Annotated in this window: 14 protein-coding genes and 3 tRNA genes; 13 read left to right on the top strand and 4 right to left on the bottom strand. The window is 56.0% G+C overall.

Features of this window, described 5'->3' with window-relative positions; genetic code table 11:
• Nucleotides 1–483 precede the first annotated feature (483 nt).
• The 12 genes from rppH (at nt 484) to recD (ending at nt 18,849) form a co-directional block, all read left to right on the top strand.
• Nucleotides 484–1,014, top strand: a complete 531-nt coding sequence (rppH, locus tag L463_RS01340; protein ID WP_003862791.1) for an RNA pyrophosphohydrolase — start codon at nt 484–486, stop codon at nt 1,012–1,014.
• Between the two features lie 12 nt (nt 1,015–1,026).
• The gene (ptsP, locus tag L463_RS01345) at nt 1,027–3,273 is read left to right on the top strand and encodes a phosphoenolpyruvate--protein phosphotransferase (RefSeq protein ID WP_015571752.1); all 2,247 of its coding nucleotides are present in this window, start codon (nt 1,027–1,029) and stop codon (nt 3,271–3,273) included.
• A gap of 228 nt (nt 3,274–3,501) precedes the next feature.
• A complete protein-coding gene (gene lgt / locus L463_RS01350) occupies nt 3,502–4,377 on the top strand; it encodes a prolipoprotein diacylglyceryl transferase (RefSeq protein WP_003862787.1) in 876 nt (291 codons plus the stop codon).
• 6 nt (nt 4,378–4,383) lie between these two features.
• On the top strand, nt 4,384–5,178 hold the full coding sequence (gene thyA, locus L463_RS01355; RefSeq protein ID WP_015571751.1) for a thymidylate synthase: 795 nt from the start codon (nt 4,384–4,386) through the stop codon (nt 5,176–5,178).
• A 184-nt stretch (nt 5,179–5,362) separates the two neighbouring features.
• Entirely contained in the window at nt 5,363–5,827 is a 465-nt protein-coding gene (locus L463_RS01360; RefSeq protein WP_017692737.1) for a prepilin peptidase-dependent protein, read from the top strand.
• A complete protein-coding gene (locus L463_RS01365) occupies nt 5,818–6,378 on the top strand; it encodes a prepilin peptidase-dependent protein (RefSeq protein WP_015571748.1) in 561 nt (186 codons plus the stop codon). Before L463_RS01360 ends, L463_RS01365 begins: the two co-directional genes overlap by 10 nt.
• On the top strand, nt 6,375–6,773 hold the full coding sequence (locus L463_RS01370) for a DUF2509 family protein (RefSeq protein WP_023295357.1): 399 nt from the start codon (nt 6,375–6,377) through the stop codon (nt 6,771–6,773). The genes L463_RS01365 and L463_RS01370 overlap by 4 nt, the downstream gene beginning before the upstream one ends.
• A complete protein-coding gene (locus L463_RS01375; protein WP_023295356.1) occupies nt 6,758–7,081 on the top strand; it encodes a prepilin-type N-terminal cleavage/methylation domain-containing protein in 324 nt (107 codons plus the stop codon). The genes L463_RS01370 and L463_RS01375 overlap by 16 nt, the downstream gene beginning before the upstream one ends.
• 12 nt (nt 7,082–7,093) lie before the next feature.
• Nucleotides 7,094–10,468, top strand: a complete 3,375-nt coding sequence (gene recC / locus L463_RS01380; protein ID WP_023295355.1) for an exodeoxyribonuclease V subunit gamma — start codon at nt 7,094–7,096, stop codon at nt 10,466–10,468.
• A 139-nt stretch (nt 10,469–10,607) separates the two neighbouring features.
• A complete protein-coding gene (gene ptrA / locus L463_RS01385) occupies nt 10,608–13,490 on the top strand; it encodes a pitrilysin (RefSeq protein WP_032673314.1) in 2,883 nt (960 codons plus the stop codon).
• Nucleotides 13,487–17,029 (top strand): exodeoxyribonuclease V subunit beta, encoded by a 3,543-nt coding sequence (gene recB, locus L463_RS01390; protein WP_032102912.1) that lies wholly within the window; start codon nt 13,487–13,489, stop codon nt 17,027–17,029. The genes ptrA and recB overlap by 4 nt, the downstream gene beginning before the upstream one ends.
• On the top strand, nt 17,026–18,849 hold the full coding sequence (recD, locus tag L463_RS01395) for an exodeoxyribonuclease V subunit alpha (RefSeq protein ID WP_023295352.1): 1,824 nt from the start codon (nt 17,026–17,028) through the stop codon (nt 18,847–18,849). Before recB ends, recD begins: the two co-directional genes overlap by 4 nt.
• A gap of 29 nt (nt 18,850–18,878) precedes the next feature.
• On the opposite strand, the gene argA is transcribed toward recD, so the two are convergent.
• Nucleotides 18,879–20,210 (bottom strand): amino-acid N-acetyltransferase, encoded by a 1,332-nt coding sequence (gene argA / locus L463_RS01400; protein WP_015571744.1) that lies wholly within the window; start codon nt 20,208–20,210, stop codon nt 18,879–18,881.
• 227 nt (nt 20,211–20,437) lie between these two features.
• On the opposite strand from argA, the gene amiC reads away from it, so the two are divergent.
• Nucleotides 20,438–21,691: an N-acetylmuramoyl-L-alanine amidase AmiC gene (amiC, locus tag L463_RS01405; RefSeq protein WP_017382840.1), complete on the top strand. Its 1,254-nt coding sequence runs from the start codon at nt 20,438–20,440 to the stop codon at nt 21,689–21,691.
• A gap of 89 nt (nt 21,692–21,780) precedes the next feature.
• Here amiC and L463_RS01410 read toward each other — a convergent pair.
• The 3 genes from L463_RS01410 to L463_RS01420 all read right to left on the bottom strand — a co-directional run bounded on the left by L463_RS01410 (nt 21,781) and on the right by L463_RS01420 (nt 22,099).
• Nucleotides 21,781–21,857 (bottom strand) — tRNA-Met (locus tag L463_RS01410).
• A 44-nt stretch (nt 21,858–21,901) separates the two neighbouring features.
• A tRNA-Met gene (locus L463_RS01415) sits at nt 21,902–21,978 on the bottom strand.
• 44 nt (nt 21,979–22,022) lie between these two features.
• Nucleotides 22,023–22,099: transfer RNA gene (locus tag L463_RS01420), tRNA-Met, on the bottom strand.
• Between the last annotated feature and the right edge of the window lie 94 nt (nt 22,100–22,193).

The following is a 22,193-nucleotide window of genomic DNA, read 5'->3' as shown; positions in this document are numbered from 1 at the left end:
AAAATGGGATAACTGGGAATAACTGCCACTACTGTTTCAATTTACAGCCTTGACGTGCGATTAAAATCGAATTTTCACACAAATTGTGCCTAACTTATTGGCACAAACTGTGGATAAAACCGACGCTGTTCGATCTTTCATCAGCAGGAGGATCTTTGATGTGATGATTGTCACGTTTATCGCCCTGGATACCCTTAATTTCAATGTAATAATATGAATTTAAATGATTTATTATAGGTGGGGTAAATTGGCGGCTCGTCGGGCTACAAGGTTGTTCATCGGTAATTCCGCACTTCTTCACAACTATATCCACAGAAAAGGTGAATAAAAATGGTCTCTGTCGCCCGCATCTGTTTATAACTCCGCACTAAATTGTGAGTTATTCAAATGTTATTAGGTTGCAGGCCTGTAAGAGAGTGGTTTACCGCCTCCCTGTAGTGTGAAACAATCATTCATATATCAGATTTAGTTTGGGGTAGTCCGGTGATTGATGACGATGGCTACCGCCCAAACGTAGGAATAGTAATTTGTAATCGTCAGGGCCAGGTGATGTGGGCCCGGCGATATGGTCAGCACTCCTGGCAGTTCCCGCAAGGCGGGATCAATCCCGGAGAGTCCCCAGAACAAGCGATGTACCGGGAGCTGTTTGAAGAGGTTGGTTTAAGCCGAAAAGATGTTCGCATCCTGGCTTCGACCCGCAACTGGTTGCGTTACAAGTTACCGAAACGTTTGGTGCGTTGGGACACAAAGCCGGTTTGTATCGGCCAGAAACAGAAGTGGTTTCTTTTGCAGTTGGTGGGCAACGATTCAGATATCAATATGCAAACCAGCAGCACGCCAGAGTTTGATGGCTGGCGCTGGGTAAGCTACTGGTATCCGGTTCGTCAGGTCGTGTCATTTAAGCGCGATGTATATCGTAGGGTGATGAAAGAGTTCGCAAGTGTCGTGATGCAGCTTCAGGAGACGCCTCCGAAGCCACAGAGCGCACCTGCCTGGCGACGTAAAAGAGGTTAAGCTACGCAAATCATGCTCACCCGCTTGCGAGAAATAGTTGAAAAGGTTGCCAGTGCGCCTCGCCTCAACGAGGCGCTGAATATTCTGGTGACGGACATCTGTCTTGCGATGGAAACCGAGGTCTGTTCGGTCTACCTGGCCGACCATGACCGACGTTGCTACTACCTGATGGCAACCCGCGGTTTAAAAAAACCACGGGGACGCACCGTCACGCTCGCGTTTGATGAAGGTATTGTTGGCCTGGTCGGGCGACTGGCGGAGCCAATCAACCTTGCCGATGCGCAAAAACATCCCAGCTTCAAATATATCCCTTCCGTCAAAGAGGAGCGGTTCCGCGCTTTCCTTGGCGTGCCGATTATTCAGCGCCGTCAACTGCTTGGCGTGCTTGTTGTCCAGCAACGAGAGTTGCGGCAGTACGACGAAAGCGAGGAGTCTTTCCTCGTCACGCTGGCAACGCAGATGGCTGCGATCCTCTCCCAGTCTCAGCTGGCAGCCCTTTTTGGGCAGTATCGTCATACCCGCATCCGCGCGCTTCCGGCCTCGCCGGGCGTCGCGATTGCCGAAGGCTGGATGGATGCCACGCTCCCCCTGATGGAGCAGGTCTATGAAGCCTCGACGCTAGATGAAGCGCTTGAGCGCGAACGGCTTACCGCTGCGCTGGAAGAGGCGGCGAATGAGTTTCGTCGCTACAGCAAACGCTTTGCCGCTGGCGCGCAAAAAGAGACGGCGGCCATTTTCGACCTCTACTCACACCTGCTTTCCGATGCGCGTTTGCGTCGTGAGTTATTTGCCGAGGTCGATAAAGGTTCGGTGGCAGAGTGGGCGGTTAAAAAGGTCATTGAAAAATTTGCCGAGCAGTTTGCGGTGCTGACTGACGGTTATCTGAAAGAGCGCGCCGGCGATTTACGCGCGCTTGGGCAACGTCTGCTGTTCCACCTTGATGATACTATTCAGGGGGCGAATGCCTGGCCGAGCCGGTTTGTACTGGTGGCCGATGAACTCTCGGCGACGACGCTGGCGGAATTACCGCAGGACAGGCTGGCGGGCGTGGTGGTGCGCGATGGCGCAGCTAACTCCCATGCCGCCATTATGGTGCGCGCGCTCGGTATTCCGACCGTGATGGGGGCGGATATTCAGCCCTCCGTACTGCACCGCCGTACGCTGGTGGTGGACGGATACCGCGGTGAGTTGCTGGTGGATCCTGAGCCGGTTCTCCTTCAGGAGTACCAGCGTCTTATCAGCGAAGAGAATGAATTAAGCAAGCTGGCGGAGGATGACGTCAACCTGCCCGCGCAGCTCAAGAGCGGTGAGCGGGTGAAGGTGATGCTCAATGCTGGCTTAAGCCCTGAGCATGAAGAGAAGCTCGGCAGCCGCATCGATGGCATCGGCCTCTACCGCACCGAAATACCGTTTATGCTGCAAAGCGGCTTCCCGTCAGAAGAGGAGCAGGTGGCGCAGTATCAGGGCATGTTGCAGATGTTTAACGATAAACCCGTCACGTTGCGCACCCTGGACGTCGGCGCGGATAAGCAACTGCCCTATATGCCCATCAGTGAAGAGAATCCCTGCCTCGGCTGGCGTGGGATCCGCATAACCCTCGATCAGCCGGAAATCTTCCTTATCCAGGTTCGTGCGATGCTGCGTGCCAACGCGGCCACGGGGAATCTCAGCATTTTGCTGCCGATGGTCACCAGTATTGACGAGATCGACGAAGCGCGGCGGTTGATAGAACGTGCAGGGCGCGAAGTGGAAGAGATGATCGGCTATGCGATCCCTAAACCCCGTATTGGCGTGATGCTTGAAGTGCCTTCGATGGTCTTTATGTTGCCGCAGCTGGCGACCCGCGTTGATTTTATCTCCGTTGGCACCAACGACTTAACGCAATACATTCTGGCGGTCGATCGCAACAATACGCGCGTTGCCAGCATCTACGACAGCCTGCATCCGGCGATGCTTCGTGCCCTGGCGATGATCGCCCGCGAAGCCGAGCAGCATAATATCGACCTGCGCCTGTGCGGTGAAATGGCCGGCGATCCGATGTGCGTGGCGATCCTGATTGGTCTCGGTTTCCGTCACCTGTCAATGAACGGACGTTCCGTTGCGCGTGTGAAATACCTGTTACGTCACATCGAACAAGATGAGGCGCGCGAACTGGCCGCGCGTAGCCTGGAAGCACAGCTGGCAGCCGAAGTGCGCCATCAGGTGGCTGCGTTTATGGAGCGACGCGGCATGGGCGGTTTGATCCGCGGCGGCCGCTGATCCCCACAAAATAATGACGGCTCGGACGCCCCCCTCTCCCTTGAGGGAGAGGGATGGGGTGAGGGGGAACAGCGCGCATGAAACCCTATACACATCTTTTACATCTCAGGCGCATCCTCCACGCCTGCCTTATGCTATGATTCGCAACTTTGGAGCACCTGCCAACGGCGGGAATGCAATTCACCCGCTGTCCACTTTCAGCGGAATAACAACATCTTGTGGTGACAGATGAACAGTGGTTATCTGCATTTTCCGGAATTCGATCCGGTTATTTTCTCAATAGGACCTGTAGCGCTGCACTGGTACGGTCTGATGTACCTGGTGGGCTTCGTCTTTGCCATGTGGCTTGCTGGCCGTCGCGCCAGTCGTCCAGGCAGCGGCTGGACGAAGAACGAAGTGGAAAACCTGCTTTATGCCGGCTTCCTCGGCGTGTTCCTGGGCGGTCGCATCGGTTATGTCCTGTTCTATAATTTCCCGGTATTCCTGAACGACCCGCTCTATCTGTTCCGCGTCTGGGACGGTGGCATGTCTTTCCACGGCGGGCTGATTGGTGTGATCCTGGTCATGGTGATCTTCGCCAGACGCACCAAACGCAACTTCTTCCAGGTGGCTGATTTTATTGCGCCGTTAATCCCGTTTGGGCTGGGCGCAGGGCGTTTGGGCAACTTCATCAACGGTGAACTGTGGGGACGTGTCGATCCGAGCGTGCCGTTTACCATGCTGTTCCCGGGTTCCCGCGCGGAGGACATCGCGCTGCTGCCTTCGCATCCTGAGTGGCAGTCTATTTTCGATACCTACGGCGTTCTGCCGCGCCATATGTCACAGCTCTATGAGCTGGCGCTGGAAGGCGTGGTGCTGTTCATCATCCTGAATCTGTATATCCGCAAACCGCGCCCAATGGGGGCTGTCTCTGGTCTGTTCCTGATTGGCTACGGCGCGTTTCGTATCATCGTCGAGTTCTTCCGCCAGCCGGATGCGCAGTTTACCGGTGAATGGGTACAGTACATCAGCATGGGGCAGATCCTCTCCATCCCGATGATTGTCGCGGGTGCCATTATGATGATTTGGGCGTATCGTCGTCGTCCACAGCAACAACTTTCCTGAGGAATCATGAAACAGTATCTTGAATTGATGAAAAAAGTGCTCGACGAGGGCACGCCGAAAAACGATCGTACCGGCACCGGTACGCTCTCCATTTTTGGCCACCAGATGCGCTTCAATCTGCAAGAAGGCTTTCCTCTGGTGACAACGAAGCGCTGCCATCTGCGCTCGATCATTCATGAACTGCTCTGGTTCCTGCAAGGCGATACCAACGTTGCTTATCTGCATGAAAACAATGTCTCCATCTGGGACGAGTGGGCAGATGAGAACGGCGACCTGGGGCCGGTCTACGGCAAGCAATGGCGCGCCTGGCCTACCCCGGACGGCCGCCATATTGACCAGATCACGACCGTCATGAACCAGCTGAAAAATGACCCGGACTCGCGCCGTATCATTGTCTCTGCCTGGAACGTGGGGGAACTGGATAAAATGGCGCTGGCGCCTTGCCACGCGTTTTTCCAGTTCTATGTGGCGGACGGCAAGCTCTCCTGCCAGCTCTATCAACGCTCCTGCGACGTGTTCCTCGGCTTGCCGTTTAACATCGCCAGCTACGCGCTGTTGGTGCACATGATGGCGCAGCAGTGCGATCTTGAAGTGGGCGATTTTGTCTGGACGGGCGGTGATACCCACCTCTACAGCAATCATATGGAACAGACGCATCTCCAGCTGACGCGCGAACCGCGTGCATTGCCGAAGCTGGTGATCAAACGTAAACCGGAATCGATCTTCGATTACCGTTTTGATGATTTCGAGATTGAGGGTTACGACCCGCATCCCGGCATTAAAGCTCCTGTCGCCATCTGATACGGCAAATCCTGACACAACCGGTGCTCTTTAGCGCCGGTTTTTTTTCACGCCCGTTTTGTTTTTCGAGCCTGTTTCCAGAGATGATGCAACGCGTTGCAACGGGTGAAAATCTCCGGAAAGCGGCTCGTAAAGTTCTGGTTTGACGCTCGTACCGTTTCTGCTATTCCGCCACACTCCCGCCATGAAAAACGAACAAGGCTTTACGCTTATCGAAACCCTTATCGCCGTTTCGCTGACAGTGATCCTCAGCGCCACAGGGCTCTATGGCTGGGACAGCTGGCAGCAGCGGCAGCGGCTTTGGCAAACTGCCTGCCAGGTGCGGGATTACCTGGTGTTTTTGCGCAATGACGCCAACCGTCACAACAGCGAGCACAGGATCGCGCTGTATAACGACGGTGAAAAGAACTGTCTGGCCAGTTCAGCGGTGACCGGTTGTGACAGCGGCGGACCGTTCGTGATGAAGCCGATGTGGCCCGAGGTCACGATAAGCGACATAACCCCTGCGCTGGGATTTTACGGTTTAAGGGATACCGCATGGGCCGGACATATCCGCGTGCAGAGCCGCGCTGGTGGGTGGTGGGTTATTGTCTCAAATGGCGGACGTATCAGGCTGTGTAATGCCGCAGGAGAAGGTGCATGCCAGTAAATCGAAAAGGGTTTTCCCTGCTGGAAGTGCTTATTGCGATGACGATAAGCAGCATTCTGTTACTCAGCACGTCACGTTTTTTACCGGGGCTACAGCGGGGTGTTTTACTGCAATCTGGACAGCAGGAGCTGGAGGATGAGGTCTGGCAACGTCTGTTCGCGATCGGTAAACAGTTTCAGAGGGCAGGATATTGTGCAGGGCATTGCCAGGGGCAGGGGATGATCATCGGCAGGCAAGGACGATGTGCGATTGTGCTATGGGATGCGAACAGCAACGGCCAGTGGGATAGCACCGCATCAGAAAACGACAGTACGGGATTCCGGCTTGAGTCCGGATCGCTTGAAACGCTGCGGGGCGCCACATCCTGTGACGGTAAGGGATGGGATAAGCTCACCGACCCGGATCGGGTCCTGATAGAGCAATTTATGGTCACTAAAACCGATCATGATGGCTTTGCGCCGGTCATCAGTATCGAGCTGCGTGCCCGCCGCAAAGGTGAACTGGCCGCACCCTTTTCGGCTCGCCATACCGTAACGGGGTTTAATCTGTGAATCGTCAGCGGGGCATGTCATCGCTGGCGCTGGTCCTGCTATTACTGGTGCTCGGCACGCTGATCCTCACCGGATTAAATCAGCAGCTGCAAACCTTTAGCACGCTGGTAAGTGGCGAGAGTTTGTCTGTTCGCCAGCAGGCTACCGTGCAATCTGCACTGGAGTGGGGGCGCGTTCAGGAATGGGCTTTACAGCCAGAGGTTCAGTGCAAACAGACACAACGTTTGCGGGTCTGTATAAGGCTGTTTGGGGCGCGTGTGTTGCTTATTGCCGGCAATGACAATCTATTGCTATGGCGAGGCGGGGACATCTCGGAGGGGCAGATACGCTTTTCCGCCCACGGCTGGAGTGATTTCTGCCCCCTTAAGGAAAGTACGCTATGTCAGTTACCCTGAGCAGACAAAAAGGATTTAGCATGGTTGAGGTTTTGCTGGCAATGATGTTGCTGGTTGTGGTTGTGATGGCGTTATCCGGCTATCATCGCGCGCTGGCAGCCCGGTATGCGGCGCTTAGCCAGTATCGTCAGCTATGGCATCATGCGTGGAATCAGTCGCAGATCTCAACATTAACGCTCCCGCCGGGCTGGCAGGTCAGTCGGGGGCAGACAACACAGTCCGGATGTGTCAGCATCACGGTCACACTTATTTCTCCTATGGGGCGGCAGGGCGCGTTGACGCGTCTGCATTGCCCGGTTAGCCGCTAGTCGGGAGCGTTTATGCTAAGGGTTTACCACTCAAATAGTCTGGATGTGCTGGAAGCACTGATGGAGTATATCGTTGAGCAAGAGCGTCTTGACGATCCGTTTGAGCCAGAAATGGTGCTGGTGCAGAGCACCGGTATGGCGCAGTGGCTGCAAATGTCCCTTTCGCAGAAATTTGGCATTGCGGCGAACATCGATTTTCCGCTGCCCGCGAGCTTTATCTGGGAGATGTTTGTTCGCGTCCTGCCGGATATTCCTGAGCAGAGCGCCTTCAACAAACAAAGTATGGCCTGGAAACTGATGACGCTGCTGCCGGACATGCTGGCGCATGATGAGTTTGCCATGCTGCGCCACTACCTGAATGACGACACCGACAAGCGTAAACTTTTCCAGCTTGCCTCACGTACTGCCGACCTTTATGACCAGTATCTGGTTTACCGTGCAGAATGGCTGATTCGCTGGGAAGCGGGAGAATTAGTCGATGGGTTACCGGAAGCGCAAATCTGGCAGGCGCCGCTCTGGAAAGCGCTGGTCGAGCATACCGGGAAACTCGGTCAGCCTAAGTGGCACCGTGCTAACCTGTACGATCGCTTTATCTCAATACTTGAGAACAGCGCAGAACGGCCAGCCCGTTTGCCGTCACGCGTGTTCATTTGCGGTATCTCCGCGCTGCCGCCTGTCTACCTGAACGCGCTAAAAGCGCTCGGTAAGCACGCTGATATCCATATCCTCTTTACCAACCCGTGTCGACACTATTGGGGGGATATTCAGGATCCGCGCTGGCTTTCACGGCTGGTCACCCGCCAGAGAAAGCGCCTCTTTGAAGAGCGCGCCGTGCCGCTGTTTAAAGACAGTGAAAACGCGGCGCAGCTTTTTGATGAAGAAGGGATTCAGAACCTGCCGAACCCGCTGCTTGCCTCGTGGGGCAAGCTCGGACGCGACTATATTTATCTGCTTTCAGATATCACCTCTTCGGGAGAAGGGGATGTGGATGCGTTTGCGGATATTACGCCGGACAGCCTGCTGCACAATATTCAGCTTGATATTCTGGATTTGGAAAACCGTGCCGTTGCCGGGATCACTGCCGAAGAGTTTGCGCGAAGCGACAAGAAGCGAAAACTGGATCCTGACGATCGCAGTATCGCGATCCACGTTTGCCACAGCCCACAGCGTGAAGTTGAAATTCTTCATGACCGCCTGCTGGCCATGTTACAGGACGATCCAACCCTGACACCGCGCGATATCGTGGTGATGGTGGCGGATATCGACAGCTACAGCCCGTTTATTCAGGCGGTATTTGGCAGCGCAACGGGCGACCGCTATCTGCCCTACGCAATCTCTGACCGTCGCGCTCGTCAGTCACACCCGGCGCTACAGGCCTTTCTCAGCCTGCTTTTGCTGCCTGATAGCCGGTTTATCTCTGAGGATGTGCTGGCACTGCTGGATGTGCCAGTTCTGGCCGCACGTTTCAACATTAACGAAGAGGGGTTGCGCTATCTGCGCCAGTGGGTCAACGAATCTGGTGTCCGCTGGGGTATCGACGATGATAACGTCCAGGAGTTCGAACTGCCTGCGACCGGCCAGCATACCTGGCAGTTTGGCCTGACGCGCATGCTGCTGGGGTATGCGATGGAGAGCATCCACGGCGAATGGAATGACGTGCTGCCGTACGATGAATCCAGTGGGTTGATCGCGGAACTGGTTGGTCACTTAGCCTCGCTGCTTATGCAGCTCAACCGCTGGCGCCGTGCGTTGATGCAGCCCCGCCCGCTCGAAGAGTGGCTGCCGATTTGCCGCGAAATGCTGAATGATTTCTTTCTGCCGGACAGCGAAACTGAAGCCGCCATGGCGCTTATCGAGAAGCAGTGGCAGGCCATCGTTGATGAGGGGGTTAATTCGCACTATCACGAGGCGGTTCCTCTTTCGCTTCTGCGTGATGAGCTGACGCAACGTCTCGATCAGGAGCGCATCAGCCAGCGCTTCCTTGCGGGGCCGGTGAATATTTGTACCCTGATGCCAATGCGTTCAATCCCGTTCAAAGTGGTCTGTCTGCTTGGCATGAACGACGGTATTTATCCGCGTGCGCTTCCACCTCTGGGTTTTGATCTCATGAGCGCACAACCGAAGCGGGGCGACCGCAGCCGCCGCGATGATGACCGTTATCTCTTTCTTGAGGCGCTGATGTCTGCGCAAAGCAGGCTGTATATCAGCTATATCGGTCGTTCAATTCAGGACAACAGCGAGCGTTTCCCGTCTGTGCTGGTGCAGGAGCTGGTGGATTACATCGGACAGAGCCACTATCTGCCGGGGGATGAAGCCTGCAACTGCGACGAAAGCGAACGTCGGGTGATAGCGCATATCACCTGTCACCATAGCCGTATGCCGTTTGATCCTGTCAATTACGTTCCTGATGAACTGCAAAGCTACGCCCGCGAGTGGCTTCCCGCAGCGAAGAAAGCGGGGACGCCGCAAACCGATTTTATTCAGACGCTCGAACCGCGCGTCATAGATACCCTCTCGTTTGAGCAGCTACAGCGTTTTTGGGCGCACCCGGTCCGGGCTTTTTTCCAGCAACGCTTGCAGGTGAATTTCCGCTCTGAAGAGAGCGAAATCCCCGATGCGGAACCGTTTATTCTTGATGGGCTGGAGCGTTTTAAGCTTAATTCCCAGCTTCTGAATGCGCTGGTTGACGAAGAAGACGCCAGTAAACTGTTCCGACGTTACAGGGCGTCGGGATTACTTCCGTATGGTGCATTCGGCGAAATCGTCTGGGATGCCCAGTGCGAGGAGATGCGAGCGCTTGCTGACCGCGTTATCGCGTGTCGGCAGCCGGCGAGCAGCATTGAAATCGATCTCGATTGTAACGGTATGCACCTCAGCGGCTGGCTCACGCACGTGCAGTCTGACGGGCTGCTGCGCTGGCGGCCATCCAGGCTCAGCGTTTCACATGGCCTGCAACTCTGGCTCGAACATCTTGTCTACAGTGCGAGTGGTCACGAAGGTGAAAGCCGGTTGTTTGTACGTAAGGACGGCGAATGGCGTTTCCCGCCGATGGAGCCTGAGCAGGCGTTGACGTATCTGTCGCTTTATATTGAAGGTTACCGTCAGGGCATGAACAAACCTCTGCTTTTGCTGCCTGAAAGTGGGGGGGCGTGGATAAAAGCCTGTTACGACGCGCAGAATGATGCCATGTTAACGGATGAGGCTTCGCTCCAGAAAGCGCGCAGCAAGTTTTTGCAGGCCTACGAAGGGAACATGATGGTACGTGGCGAAGGTGACGATGTCTGGTATCAACGTTTATGGCGAACGCTGGAGCCAGAATATTTCGACATTATCACCCAGGAGGCGCAACGCTACCTGTTACCGTTGTTCAAATTTAATCAGTCCTGAGCGCTGTATAAAAATTGCGCAGTATGAGGTGTTCATTTATGATGCACCTCTTATCACGGACTGATGTACCCAAAGAAAGAGATGCTGGCGTGTCCAGCACGCACGTTGTTAATGATGTAGCCGTGATAAAGAGGTCGTAATGCCAGGCAGCACCTTGTTCAAAGCGTTTGTTTTGTTTATCGCCCTTTGGGCTCCCGTCACTCAGGCCGATTCCGGTTGGCAACCTGTCAAGGAAACAATCCGTAAGAGCGATAAGGACACCCGTGAGTATCAGGCGATTCGTCTTGATAACGGGATGACCGTGCTGCTGGTTTCCGATCCTCAGGCGGTGAAATCGCTCTCCGCGCTGGTTGTGCCGGTGGGTTCGCTGGAAGATCCTGACGCCCATCCTGGACTGGCGCACTACCTTGAGCACATGACGCTGATGGGCTCTAAAAAATACCCACAGCCTGACAGCCTGTCCGAATTTCTGAAAATGCATGGCGGCAGCCACAACGCCAGTACCGCGCCGTATCGCACCGCGTTTTACCTGGAAGTGGAAAATGATGCGCTTGATGGGGCGGTGGACCGTCTGGCGGATGCCATCGCCGCACCGCTGCTGGATAAAAAATACGCTGACCGTGAACGTAATGCCGTGAACGACGAACTGACGATGGCGCGCACGCGAGACGGTATGCGCATGGCGCAGGTTAGCGCTGAAACCATCAATCCGGCGCACCCGGGTTCGCGCTTCTCAGGCGGCAACCTTGAAACACTGAGCGACAAGCCCGGTAGCCCGGTGCTCGATGCGCTGCATGCGTTTCGTGAAAAATACTATTCCGCCAATCTGATGAAAGCGGTTATCTACAGCAATAAACCGTTGCCGACGCTGGCAAACATGGCCGCGCAGACCTACGGCAGGGTGCCAAATAAAAATATCGATCTGCCGCAGATTAACGTGCCGGTTGTCACGGACGCGCAAAAAGGCATTGTTATTCACTATGTGCCGGCCTTGCCGCGCAAGGTGTTACGCGTTGAATTCCGTATTGATAACAACACGGCGCAGTTCCGCAGCAAAACCGACGAGCTGGTGACGTATCTTATCGGCAACCGCAGCCCGGGTACGCTCTCCGACTGGCTGCAAAAGCAGGGGCTGGTGGAAGGTATTCGCGCTGACTCCGATCCCGTTGTAAATGGGAATAGCGGCGTGCTGGCCATCTCCGCGACGCTGACCGATAAAGGGCTGGCTCACCGGGACGACGTCGTTGCGGCCATTTTCAGTTACCTCTCTCTGCTGCGCGACAAAGGGGTCGATAAACGCTACTTTGACGAGCTGGCGCACGTGCTGGATCTCGATTTCCGCTATCCCTCTATCACGCGTGATATGGACTACGTTGAGTGGCTGGCAGATACCATGATCCGCGTGCCGGTGGAACATACGCTGGATGCGGTAAATATTGCCGACCAGTATGACGCCGGAGCGCTCAAAGCGCGTCTGGCGATGATGACTCCGCAGAATGCTCGGGTCTGGTATATCAGCCCGAACGAACCGCATAACAAAATGGCCTACTTCGTTGATGCCCCGTATCAGGTTGAAAAAATCAGCGAACAGACCTTCGCGGGCTGGCAGGAAAAGGCGGGGGAAATTGCGCTGACGTTACCGGAACTTAACCCCTACATCCCGGACGATTTCTCGCTGATCAAACCCGCAAAGGCGTATCCGCACCCGGAGCTGATTGTTGATGAGCCGACGCTGCGCGTGGTCTACACCCCAAGCCGCTATTTCGCCGACGAGCCAAAAGCGGATGTTAGCGTGGTGCTGCGTAACCCCAAAGCAATGGACAGCGCCAGAAACCAGGTGCTGTTTGCGCTTAACGATTATCTGGCCGGTATTGCTCTCGATCAGCTCAGCAACCAGGCTGCCGTTGGTGGTATCAGTTTCTCCACCAACGCCAATAACGGCCTGATGGTGAATGCCAACGGCTATACCCAGCGTTTGCCGCAGCTGTTCCAGGCGCTGCTGGACGGTTATTTCAGCTATACGCCTACGGAAGAACAGCTCGAGCAGGCTAAGTCCTGGTATGCCCAGATGATGGATTCTGCCGAGAAGGGTAAAGCCTACGATCAGGCGATTATGCCAGCACAGATGCTGTCGCAAATTCCGTACTTCCAGCGCGAAGATCGCCGCGCGTTATTGCCCTCAGTCACCTTAAAAGAGGTGCTGGCTTACCGTGATGCGCTGAAAACCAATACCCGTCCGGAGTTCCTGGTTGTAGGGAATATGAGCGAACATCAGGCTAAAACGCTGGCGCAAAACGTCCGTGCGCAACTGGGTTCAAAAGGCGATGAGTGGTGCCGTAACCAGGATGTGCTGGTAGAGAAAAAGCAGAACGTGATCTTCGAAAAAGCGGGAAGCAGCACGGATTCCGCGCTGGCCGCGGTGTTTGTCCCTGTCGGTTATGACGAATTTACCAGCTCTGCCCAGAGTGCGGTGCTCGGTCAAATTATTCAGCCGTGGTTTTACAACCAGCTGCGCACCGAAGAGCAGCTGGGCTATGCGGTATTCGCTTTCTCTATGAATGTGGGCCGTCAGTGGGGGCTGGGCTTCCTTCTGCAAAGCAGCGACAAGCAACCCGCTTACCTGTGGCAGCGTTATCAGGCGTTCTTCCCGCAGGCGGAAGCAAAACTGCGCGCCATGAAGCCGGAAGAGTTTGCCCAGATCCAGCAGGCGGTTATCGCCCAGGTGATGCAGCCGCCGCAGACGCTGGGTGAAGAGGCCTCGCAGCTGAGCAAAGATTTTGATCGCGGTAATATGAAATTTGATTCGCGTGATAAAATAGTGGCCGAAATAAAACAGCTGACGCCACAAAAGGTTGCCGATTTCTTCCATCAGGCGGTAGTAAAACCGCAGGGTATGGCCATCCTGTCTCAGGTTTCTGGCAGCCAGAACGGGAAAACGGACTACGTAAAATCAAAAGAGTGGACCGTCTGGAAGAGCGTCAGCGCGCTGCAACAAACTATGCCCTGGAGTAAGAAAGAATGACCCATACCGCTGAGCCGCTTGATCCCCTAAGTTTACCTCTACAGGGTGAGCGACTGATTGAAGCCTCAGCGGGAACGGGAAAAACCTATACCATCGCCGCGCTCTATCTGCGTCTGCTGTTGGGGCTCGGCGGCAATGCCGCTTTTTCGCGCCCGTTAAGCGTGGAAGAGCTGCTGGTGGTAACCTTCACCGAAGCGGCCACTGCCGAGCTGCGTGGCCGTATTCGCAGCAACATTCATGAGCTGCGCATCGCCTGTCTGCGTCAGACGACGGATAACCCCCTCTACGCGAGCCTGCTGGACGAGATTGCGGATAAACAACAGGCTGCGCAATGGCTGCTGCTTGCCGAGCGGCAAATGGATGAAGCGTCCGTCTTCACCATTCACGGTTTTTGTCAGCGCATGTTAAGCCTGAATGCGTTTGAATCCGGCATGCTCTTTGAGCAGCAGCTTATTGAAGATGAATCCGAGCTTCGCTATCAGGCCTGTGCGGATTTCTGGCGTCGTCACTGTTATCCATTGCAGCGCGACATTGCCGAAGCGGTTCACGCCCTGTGGAAAGGTCCGGAAGAGCTTCTTCGCGCCATCGACCGTTACCTGCAAGGCGAAGCGCCGGTCATTAAATCTCCGCCGCCTGCCGATGAAACGCTGGCCTCGCGCCATGAAAAGATCGTCGCCAAAATTGCGGCGCTTAAGCAGAAGTGGAATGAGTCGGTTGGTGAAATTGATGCAATCATCGAAAACTCAGGCATCGACAGACGCAAGTTCAACCGTGGGAACCAGGGGAAGTGGATCGAAAAGATCAGCGTCTGGGCCCAGGAGGAGACGCGGGGCTACCAGCTTCCGGACGCACTGGAAAAATTTTCGCAGCGCTTTTTGACCGAGCGAACCAAAGCCGACGGCATTGTGCCTGAGCATTCCCTGTTTGTGGCGATTGATGCGCTGCTTGCGGAGCCATTAACGCTCAATGACCTGATGATCACACGCGCCATGACGGAGATCCGCCAGGCCGTCGCGCGCGAAAAACGTCGCCGGGGCGAGCTGGGGTTTGATGACATGCTGAGCCGCCTGGACGAGGCGCTGTCCAGCGAGAATGGTGAAGCGCTCGCCAGCGCGATCCGTACACGTTTTCCGGTGGCGATGATTGACGAATTTCAGGACACCGACCCTCAGCAGTACCGCATTTTTCGCCGCATCTGGCGACAGCAGCCCGACACTGCCCTGTTGTTGATAGGCGACCCTAAACAGGCGATTTACGCCTTCCGTGGGGCAGATATCTTCACCTATATGAAAGCCCGTAGTGAAGTTGTCGCGCATTACACGTTAGACACTAACTGGCGTTCCGCTCCGGGGATGGTTGAGAGCGTCAATGCGCTGTTCAGCCGTATGGAGACGGCGTTCATGTTCAATGAAATCCCTTTCCTGCCGGTGAAATCCGCCCCAAAAAACGCATCCCTGCGCTTCGAAGTCAGTAGCGCGGTGCAACCCGCCATGACCTTCTGGCTGCTGGAAGGGGAAGGCTATGGGGTTGCCGACTATCAGGCGGCGATGGCCCAGCACTGCGCCGCGCAAATCCGTGACTGGCTGAGCGCAGGCGCGCGCGGCGAGGCGCTGCTTTGGCAGGGGGAACAGGCAAATCCTGTTAAAGCCTCTGATATTACCGTGCTGGTGCGCAGTCGTCAGGAAGCGGCGCTAATCCGCGATGCGCTAACGTTGCTGGATATTCCGTCAGTGTATCTCTCTAACCGCGACAGCGTGTTCGACACGCTGGAAGCCCAGGAAATGCTCTGGCTGCTTCAGGCGGTGCTGGCCCCGGAGCGCGAAAATACGCTTCGAAGCGCGCTGGCCAGCTCTATGCTGGGGTTGAACGCGCGCGATATTGATGAGCTCAACCATGACGAAAACGCATGGGATACGGTGGTGGAAGAGTTTGTCCATTACCGTGAACGCTGGCAAAAACGCGGCGTCATGGCGATGCTGCGCGAATTGATGACGCGGCGTCAGATTGCCGAAAATATGCTGGCGTCATCCGGCGGTGAAAGGCGTCTTACCGATATTTTACACATCAGCGAACTGTTGCAGGAAGCCGGCACCCAGCTTGAAAGTGAACATGCCCTCGTGCGCTGGCTGGCGCAGCAAATCGCGGATCCAAACAGTAACGCCTCAAGCCAGCAGATGCGTCTTGAGAGCGATAAGCATCTGGTGCAAATCGTCACCATTCACAAATCGAAAGGTCTCGAGTATCCGCTGGTCTGGCTGCCCTTTATCGCTAACTACCGCGTTCAGGATCAGGCCTATTATCATGATCGCGAGACTTTCGATGCGGTGCTCGATCTCAGCAAGGCGGAAACCAGCGTTGAGCTGGCGGAAGCGGAGCGTCTGGCGGAGGATTTGCGCCTGCTTTACGTGGCGCTGACCCGTTCTGTCTGGCATTGCAGCCTGGGCGTCGCGCCGGTTTTCCGCCGTCGCGGGGAGAAAACAGGGGAGAGCGATTTCCATTTAAGCGCCTTAGGGCGGCTTATTCAGCGTGGTGAGCCGAAAGATGCGGCGGGGTTGCGCCTCTGTATTGAGTCGCTTTGCGGAGACGATATCGCCCTCCATATCCCTTCTCTGCCAGACAACAGCCGCTGGGAAATGGCGCAAGAGCCCGCGACCGATCTTAACGCGCGCCAGATCACACGGGTGCTTGCCGACGACTGGCGCGTCACCAGCTATTCTGGCCTGCAACAGCACGGGCAAAGTATTGCGCAGGATCTCATGCCGAAGCTGGACGTGGATGCCGCAGGGGTGGGCGATGTTCCGGTTGAACCGACGTTAACTCCACATCAGTTCCCACGCGGCGCGTCGCCGGGCACCTTTTTGCACAGCCTCTTTGAAGAGCTTGATTTCACCCAGCCTGTCAGTGAGGAGTGGGTGCTGAAGATGTTGCAGAGCGGAGGCTATGACGCGCACTGGCAGCCCGTTCTCACTGACTGGATCAACGCCATTTTGCAGGCGCCGCTGACGACGCAGGGCTTCTCTCTTCGCCAGTTAACGGCTAAAAATAAGCAGGTTGAGATGGAGTTTTATCTGCCCGTCGCAGGCCCGCTTAAGGCCGACGCGCTCGATGCGCTCATCCGTCAGTACGATCCGCTGTCAGCCGGTTGCCCGCCGCTGAACTTCCGTCAGGTGCAGGGCATGCTGAAAGGGTTTATCGACCTGGTCTTCCGTCACGAAGGACGGTACTACCTGCTGGATTACAAATCGAACTGGCTGGGCGAGAACAGCGAAGCCTATACCCAGCAGGCGATGGCGGCAGCCATGCAAATGCATCGCTACGATCTGCAATATCAGCTCTATACCCTGGCGCTGCACCGCTATTTGCGCCACCGTATTGCGGATTATCGCTACGACGATCATTTTGGCGGTGTCATCTATCTGTTCCTGCGCGGGGTTGATGCTGCCGATCCGCGCTCCGGGATCTTCAGCACTCGTCCGGATGCGGAATTGATTAATAAAATGGATAACCTGTTTGCAGCAAACACGGAGGAGATGGCATGACGATGCAGGACTTATTGCTGGATGCGGTAGAGCAACGCGTGCTGCGTCAGCTGGACGTGCAGTTTGCCATGATGATTGCCGCTGACCAGCCCGCCGTGATGCTTGCCGCTGCCCTGTTGAGTAAAGATGCCGGAGAGGGGCATGTGTGTCTGCCGCTCTCGCGTCTGGTGGTTGACGAGAAAATGCCGCCTGTCCTCCAGTCCTGCTTTGCGCTGCTGGGAGATAAGGTGGACTGGCAGAAAATCTTGCGTGAATCGTCAGCCGTCGGGCCGGGAGACAACCAGGCACCGCTGATCCTGACGGGGGAGCGCTTATACCTGAACCGCCTGTGGCGAAACGAACTGACGGTAGCGCGTTTCTTTAGTGAGACCAATGCGCCGCTTCCCTGCGACGAAGCACAGCTTCGCCAGACGCTGGACAGGCTGTTTGACTCCGGTGAGGCCACAGACTGGCAGAAAGTGGCGGCAGCCGTCGCCCTGACGCGGCGGATCTCGGTGATATCCGGCGGCCCGGGAACCGGGAAAACAACGACCGTCGCAAAGCTGCTGGCAGCCCTGATACAGCTTTCAGGCGAGCAGCGATGCCGTATTCGTCTGGCGGCGCCCACCGGGAAGGCCGCGGCGCGTCTGACCGAATCACTGGGCGGTGCGATGCAACGGCTGCCGCTCACCCAGGAGCAGCTTGCGCTTTTCCCGGGTGAAGCAAGTACTCTGCACCGTCTGCTCGGCGCGCAGCCGGGTAGCCAGCGGCTGCGCTACCATGCGGGCAATCCGCTGCATCTGGACGTGCTGGTGGTGGATGAAGCCTCCATGATCGACCTGACCATGATGTCGCGCCTGATCGATGCGCTACCACCCCATGCGCGCGTGGTTTTCCTGGGCGATCGCGACCAGCTCGCCTCTGTAGAAGCCGGGGCGGTGCTGGGAGATATCTGTACCTACGCCAGTTACGGTTATACCGCCGCGCGGGCGCAGGAGCTCGCCCGTCTGACCGGTTGCTCGCTTGAACCCGATCACACGCCGATCGCGGGCGCACTGCGTGACAGCCTGTGCCTGCTGCAAAAAAGCTACCGTTTCGGTAGCGACTCCGGCATCGGCCAACTGGCTGCGGCGGTCAACCGTGGCGACAGGCACGCCACGCGCACGGTGTTTGACGGTTCCTTCACTGACATTGAAAAGAAATCGCTGCAAAGCGGGGAAGAGTATCAGGCTATGCTTGAGGAGGCTCTCCAGGGATACCAGCATTTTCTGAGCTGCGTGCAGCAGCGCAGTCAGCCCGGGCAGGTCATCGCCGCATTTGGCGAATACCAGCTTCTGTGCGCATTGCGGGAAGGGCCGTTTGGCGTCGCGGGCCTGAACGACAGGCTGGAGCAGCTGCTGGTGCAGAAACGCAAAATTAACCGTCAGCTGCATTCGCGATGGTATGAGGGCCGGCCAGTGATGATCTCCCGCAACGACAGTGCGCTGGGGCTGTTCAACGGGGATATCGGCATTGCGCTCGATCGCGGTAACGGTCTGCGCGTCTGGTTCCAGCTACCGGACGGTAGCGTGAAGTCCGTCCAGCCCAGCCGCCTGCCAGAGCATGAAACGGCATGGGCGATGACGGTACATAAATCTCAGGGCTCCGAGTTCAACCATGCGGCGCTGATCCTGCCGACACAGCTGTCGCCGGTTGTGACCCGCGAGCTGGTCTACACCGCCATTACCCGTGCGCGCCAGCGTCTTTCACTGTATGCGGATGAGCGCGTGTTGAGTCAGGCGATTGCCACCCGTACTGAGCGCAGAAGCGGATTAAGCGCGATATTTGAATCTGTTGAGTGAACGCCCTCTCCAGCAGGAGAGGGTGACTGTTATCCCAGGTCCGCCATTAACACCTTCGAGCGGCGCTGGTAGTTGTACATCTCTTTCTTACTTTCCGGCAGGGAATCAATATCCACCGGCGTGAAGCCGCGCTCCTGGAACCAGTGAATGCTGCGCGTGGTAAGCACGAACAGCTTGCTCAGACCCATCTGGCGCGCCTGTGCCGCCACGCGTTCAAGCAGCAGCTCCCCCCGTGAGGAGCTACGGTAATCAGGATGCACGGCGACGCACGCCATTTCGCCAATCTGCTCTTCCGGGAACGGATAAAGCGCCGCACAGGCAATGGTCAGGTTATCCCGCTGAATGATGGTGAACTTGTCGATCTCCATCTCCAGCTGCTCACGGGATCGGCGAACCAGAATGCCCTGTTGTTCCAGCGGACGGATCAGCTCCAGAATGCCGCCGATATCGTTGATGGTGGCACGGCGGATCTGCTCGGCGCTCTCCATGACGATCTGCGTACCGATCCCGTCACGGGAGAACAGCTCCTGCAACAGCGCGCCGTCTTCCTGATAGCTGATCAGGTGGCTGCGGCGCACCCCGCTACGGCACGCTTTAACGGCGCCGCGCAGAAAACGCACGGTACCGGAATAGTAATCGCCTTCTGCTTCCAGCGCTTCGACGCGCGCCTGGGCTTCATTCGGAAAAAGTTCTGGCACAATCACGCCCTCATCGTTCACAACACCCTGTGAGGAGCAAAAGCCGATCATTTTTTCCGCTTTCAGCTTGATGGCCAGCTGGGTGGCAATCTCTTCTGAGGTCAGATTAAAACTTTCACCCGTTACGGAGACGGCAACGGGTCCCATCAGGACGATCGCGCCATTATCTAACTGGCGGTGAATGGCTTCTTCATCAATACGGCGGATGCGGCCGCTGTGGCAGTAATCCACGCCATCGTCCACGCCGAGCGGCTGAGCGATGATAAAGTTGCCGCTCACCACGTTGATGTGCGCGCCCTGCAACGGCGTATTATTCAGGCTCATCGACAGGCGGGCGGTGATATCGAGCTGCAACAGACCCGCCGCCTGTTTGACCAGCTCGAGGGTTTTCGCATCCGTCACGCGCGTGTGTTTGTGGTAGATCGGCTCATGGTGATGGGCGGCCAGGTTGGCTTCGATTTGCGGACGTGCGCCATACACCACCACCAGACGGATGCCGAGGCTGTGCAGCAGGCCGATATCATTGACGATGCTGGAAAAGTTTTCATGCTCAATGGCTTCGCCGCCAAGCATGATGACAAACGTTTTTCCCCGATGGGTGTTGATATAGGGAACAGAATGGCGGAATCCCTGGACCAGTTCGGTTCTGCGTTCCTTAACCATGACACAACCCTTAGTGAATGTTTATTCGTAATTTCTGTATTTTTATTCGATTGTGGCCGCGTGTGCAAGCCTAAATTTTCTGCGACCCACAGAAAATAATAAGTAATCCGTGCGTTAACGTATGATTGTTTACCCTTTTATAGATGACAGTTTATGCGTCATTCGTTAAAGTTTTCGGTCAATTTGGGCGTTTTGTTCATTAATCAGATTTCTTGCTCGGGAGAAGCATGTCGGGATCCAATTCAGCAATAAGCCGCCGCCGCCTGTTAAAAGGGGCCGGGGCGATGTGGTTGCTTAGCGTCAGCCAGGTGGGTCTTGCCGCCACAAGCCAGGTAGTCGCGGTGCGCGTCTGGCCGTCGTCGACCTATACGCGCGTGACGGTCGAGTCCAATCGCGTGCTGAAATACAAGCAATTTGCCCTCAGCAATCCTGAACGTGTGGTGGTTGATCTCGAAGGTGTGAATCTCAACTCCGTGCTTAAAGGCATGGCAGCTCAGATCCGTGGCGACGATCCGTTTATTAAATCGGCGCGCGTCGGGCAGTTCGATCCGCAAACCGTGCGCATGGTGTTTGAGCTGAAGCAGAACGTGAAACCTCAGCTCTTTGCCCTTGCGCCTGTAGCCGCCTTTAAGGAGCGTCTGGTGATGGATCTCTATCCGGCGAATGCGACGGATATTCAGGATCCGCTCCTGGCATTACTTGAGGATTACAACAAAGGCGATCTCGACAGCCAGGTTCCGCCAGCGCAAAGTGGCCCACAGCCGGGTAAGGCGGGGCGCGATCGCCCGATTGTGATCATGCTCGATCCTGGCCACGGCGGAGAAGATTCCGGCGCCGTCGGGAAATATCGCACCCGCGAAAAAGATGTGGTGCTGCAAATTGCCCGTCGTCTGAAGGCGTTGATCGACAAAGAGGGCAATATGCGCGCCTACATGACGCGCAACGAAGATGTCTTTATCCCGCTGAAGGTCCGCGTGGCAAAAGCGCAAAAGCAGCGCGCGGATCTGTTTGTCTCTATTCACGCGGATGCCTTCACCAGCCGCCAGCCGAGTGGATCTTCAGTGTTTGCCCTGTCAACGAAAGGGGCGACCAGTACCGCCGCGAGATACCTGGCGGACACGCAGAACGCCTCGGATTTAATTGGTGGCGTGAGCAAAAGTGGCGACCGTTACGTCGACCATACGATGTTTGATATGGTGCAGTCGCTGACCATTACCGACAGCCTGAAGTTTGGTAAAGCGGTGCTGGGCAAGCTGGGCCGGGTCAACAAGCTGCACAAAAACAGCGTCGAGCAGGCCGGATTTGCGGTACTGAAAGCGCCAGATATTCCATCCATTCTGGTCGAAACCGCGTTTATCAGTAACGTGGAAGAGGAACGTAAGCTCAAGACGGCTAAATTCCAGCAGGAAGTGGCGGAGTCGATTCTGGCGGGGATCCGGGCCTACTTCTCAGACGGGGAAACGCTGGCGCGGCGGGGGTAGGGCATTAAGCCGGGTATCACGCCCGGCATTTTCACAAACGCCAGATACAAAAAAACACCCTTCAGGGTGTTTATTGTTTTAAGAAGTGTTGGTTGCGGGGGCCGGATTTGAACCGACGACCTTCGGGTTATGAGCCCGACGAGCTACCAGGCTGCTCCACCCCGCGTCCGTCTTTCTACACTTGTAGAAACTTACTTCTTCAAATTTGATTGGTTGCGGGGGCCGGATTTGAACCGACGACCTTCGGGTTATGAGCCCGACGAGCTACCAGGCTGCTCCACCCCGCGTCCGTCTTTCTACAGTCGTAGAAGATACTTCATCAAATTTTAATTGGTTGCGGGGGCCGGATTTGAACCGACGACCTTCGGGTTATGAGCCCGACGAGCTACCAGGCTGCTCCACCCCGCGTCCGTGGAAGCGCACTATACTCGGATAGGTTTGTGATGCAACCCCTTTTTCACATAATTCATTATTTTGTATGCAAAATGAACGGCAAAAGCCA

It is taken from the genome of Enterobacter sp. BIDMC 27 (assembly GCF_000534415.1).
GTDB classification, from domain to species: Bacteria; Pseudomonadota; Gammaproteobacteria; order Enterobacterales; family Enterobacteriaceae; genus Enterobacter; species Enterobacter hormaechei_C.
Note: the sequence above shows the minus strand (reverse complement) of the source record. Positions and strands in the feature narration are given on the sequence as shown.

Bases quoted from the DNA above. Each gene is read 5' to 3' on its own strand.
- L463_RS01375 (WP_023295356.1), top strand. From the start codon at position 6,758: ATGTCAGTTACCCTGAGCAGACAAAAAGGATTTAGCATGGTTGAGGTT.
- argA (WP_015571744.1), bottom strand. From the start codon at position 20,210: ATGGTTAAGGAACGCAGAACCGAACTGGTCCAGGGATTCCGCCATTCT.
- recD (WP_023295352.1), top strand. From the start codon at position 17,026: ATGACGATGCAGGACTTATTGCTGGATGCGGTAGAGCAACGCGTGCTG.
- thyA (WP_015571751.1), top strand. From the start codon at position 4,384: ATGAAACAGTATCTTGAATTGATGAAAAAAGTGCTCGACGAGGGCACG.
- ptrA (WP_032673314.1), top strand. From the start codon at position 10,608: ATGCCAGGCAGCACCTTGTTCAAAGCGTTTGTTTTGTTTATCGCCCTT.
- amiC (WP_017382840.1), top strand. From the start codon at position 20,438: ATGTCGGGATCCAATTCAGCAATAAGCCGCCGCCGCCTGTTAAAAGGG.
- L463_RS01365 (WP_015571748.1), top strand. From the start codon at position 5,818: ATGCCAGTAAATCGAAAAGGGTTTTCCCTGCTGGAAGTGCTTATTGCG.
- ptsP (WP_015571752.1), top strand. From the start codon at position 1,027: ATGCTCACCCGCTTGCGAGAAATAGTTGAAAAGGTTGCCAGTGCGCCT.
- lgt (WP_003862787.1), top strand. From the start codon at position 3,502: ATGAACAGTGGTTATCTGCATTTTCCGGAATTCGATCCGGTTATTTTC.
- recB (WP_032102912.1), top strand. From the start codon at position 13,487: ATGACCCATACCGCTGAGCCGCTTGATCCCCTAAGTTTACCTCTACAG.
- recC (WP_023295355.1), top strand. From the start codon at position 7,094: ATGCTAAGGGTTTACCACTCAAATAGTCTGGATGTGCTGGAAGCACTG.
- L463_RS01360 (WP_017692737.1), top strand. From the start codon at position 5,363: ATGAAAAACGAACAAGGCTTTACGCTTATCGAAACCCTTATCGCCGTT.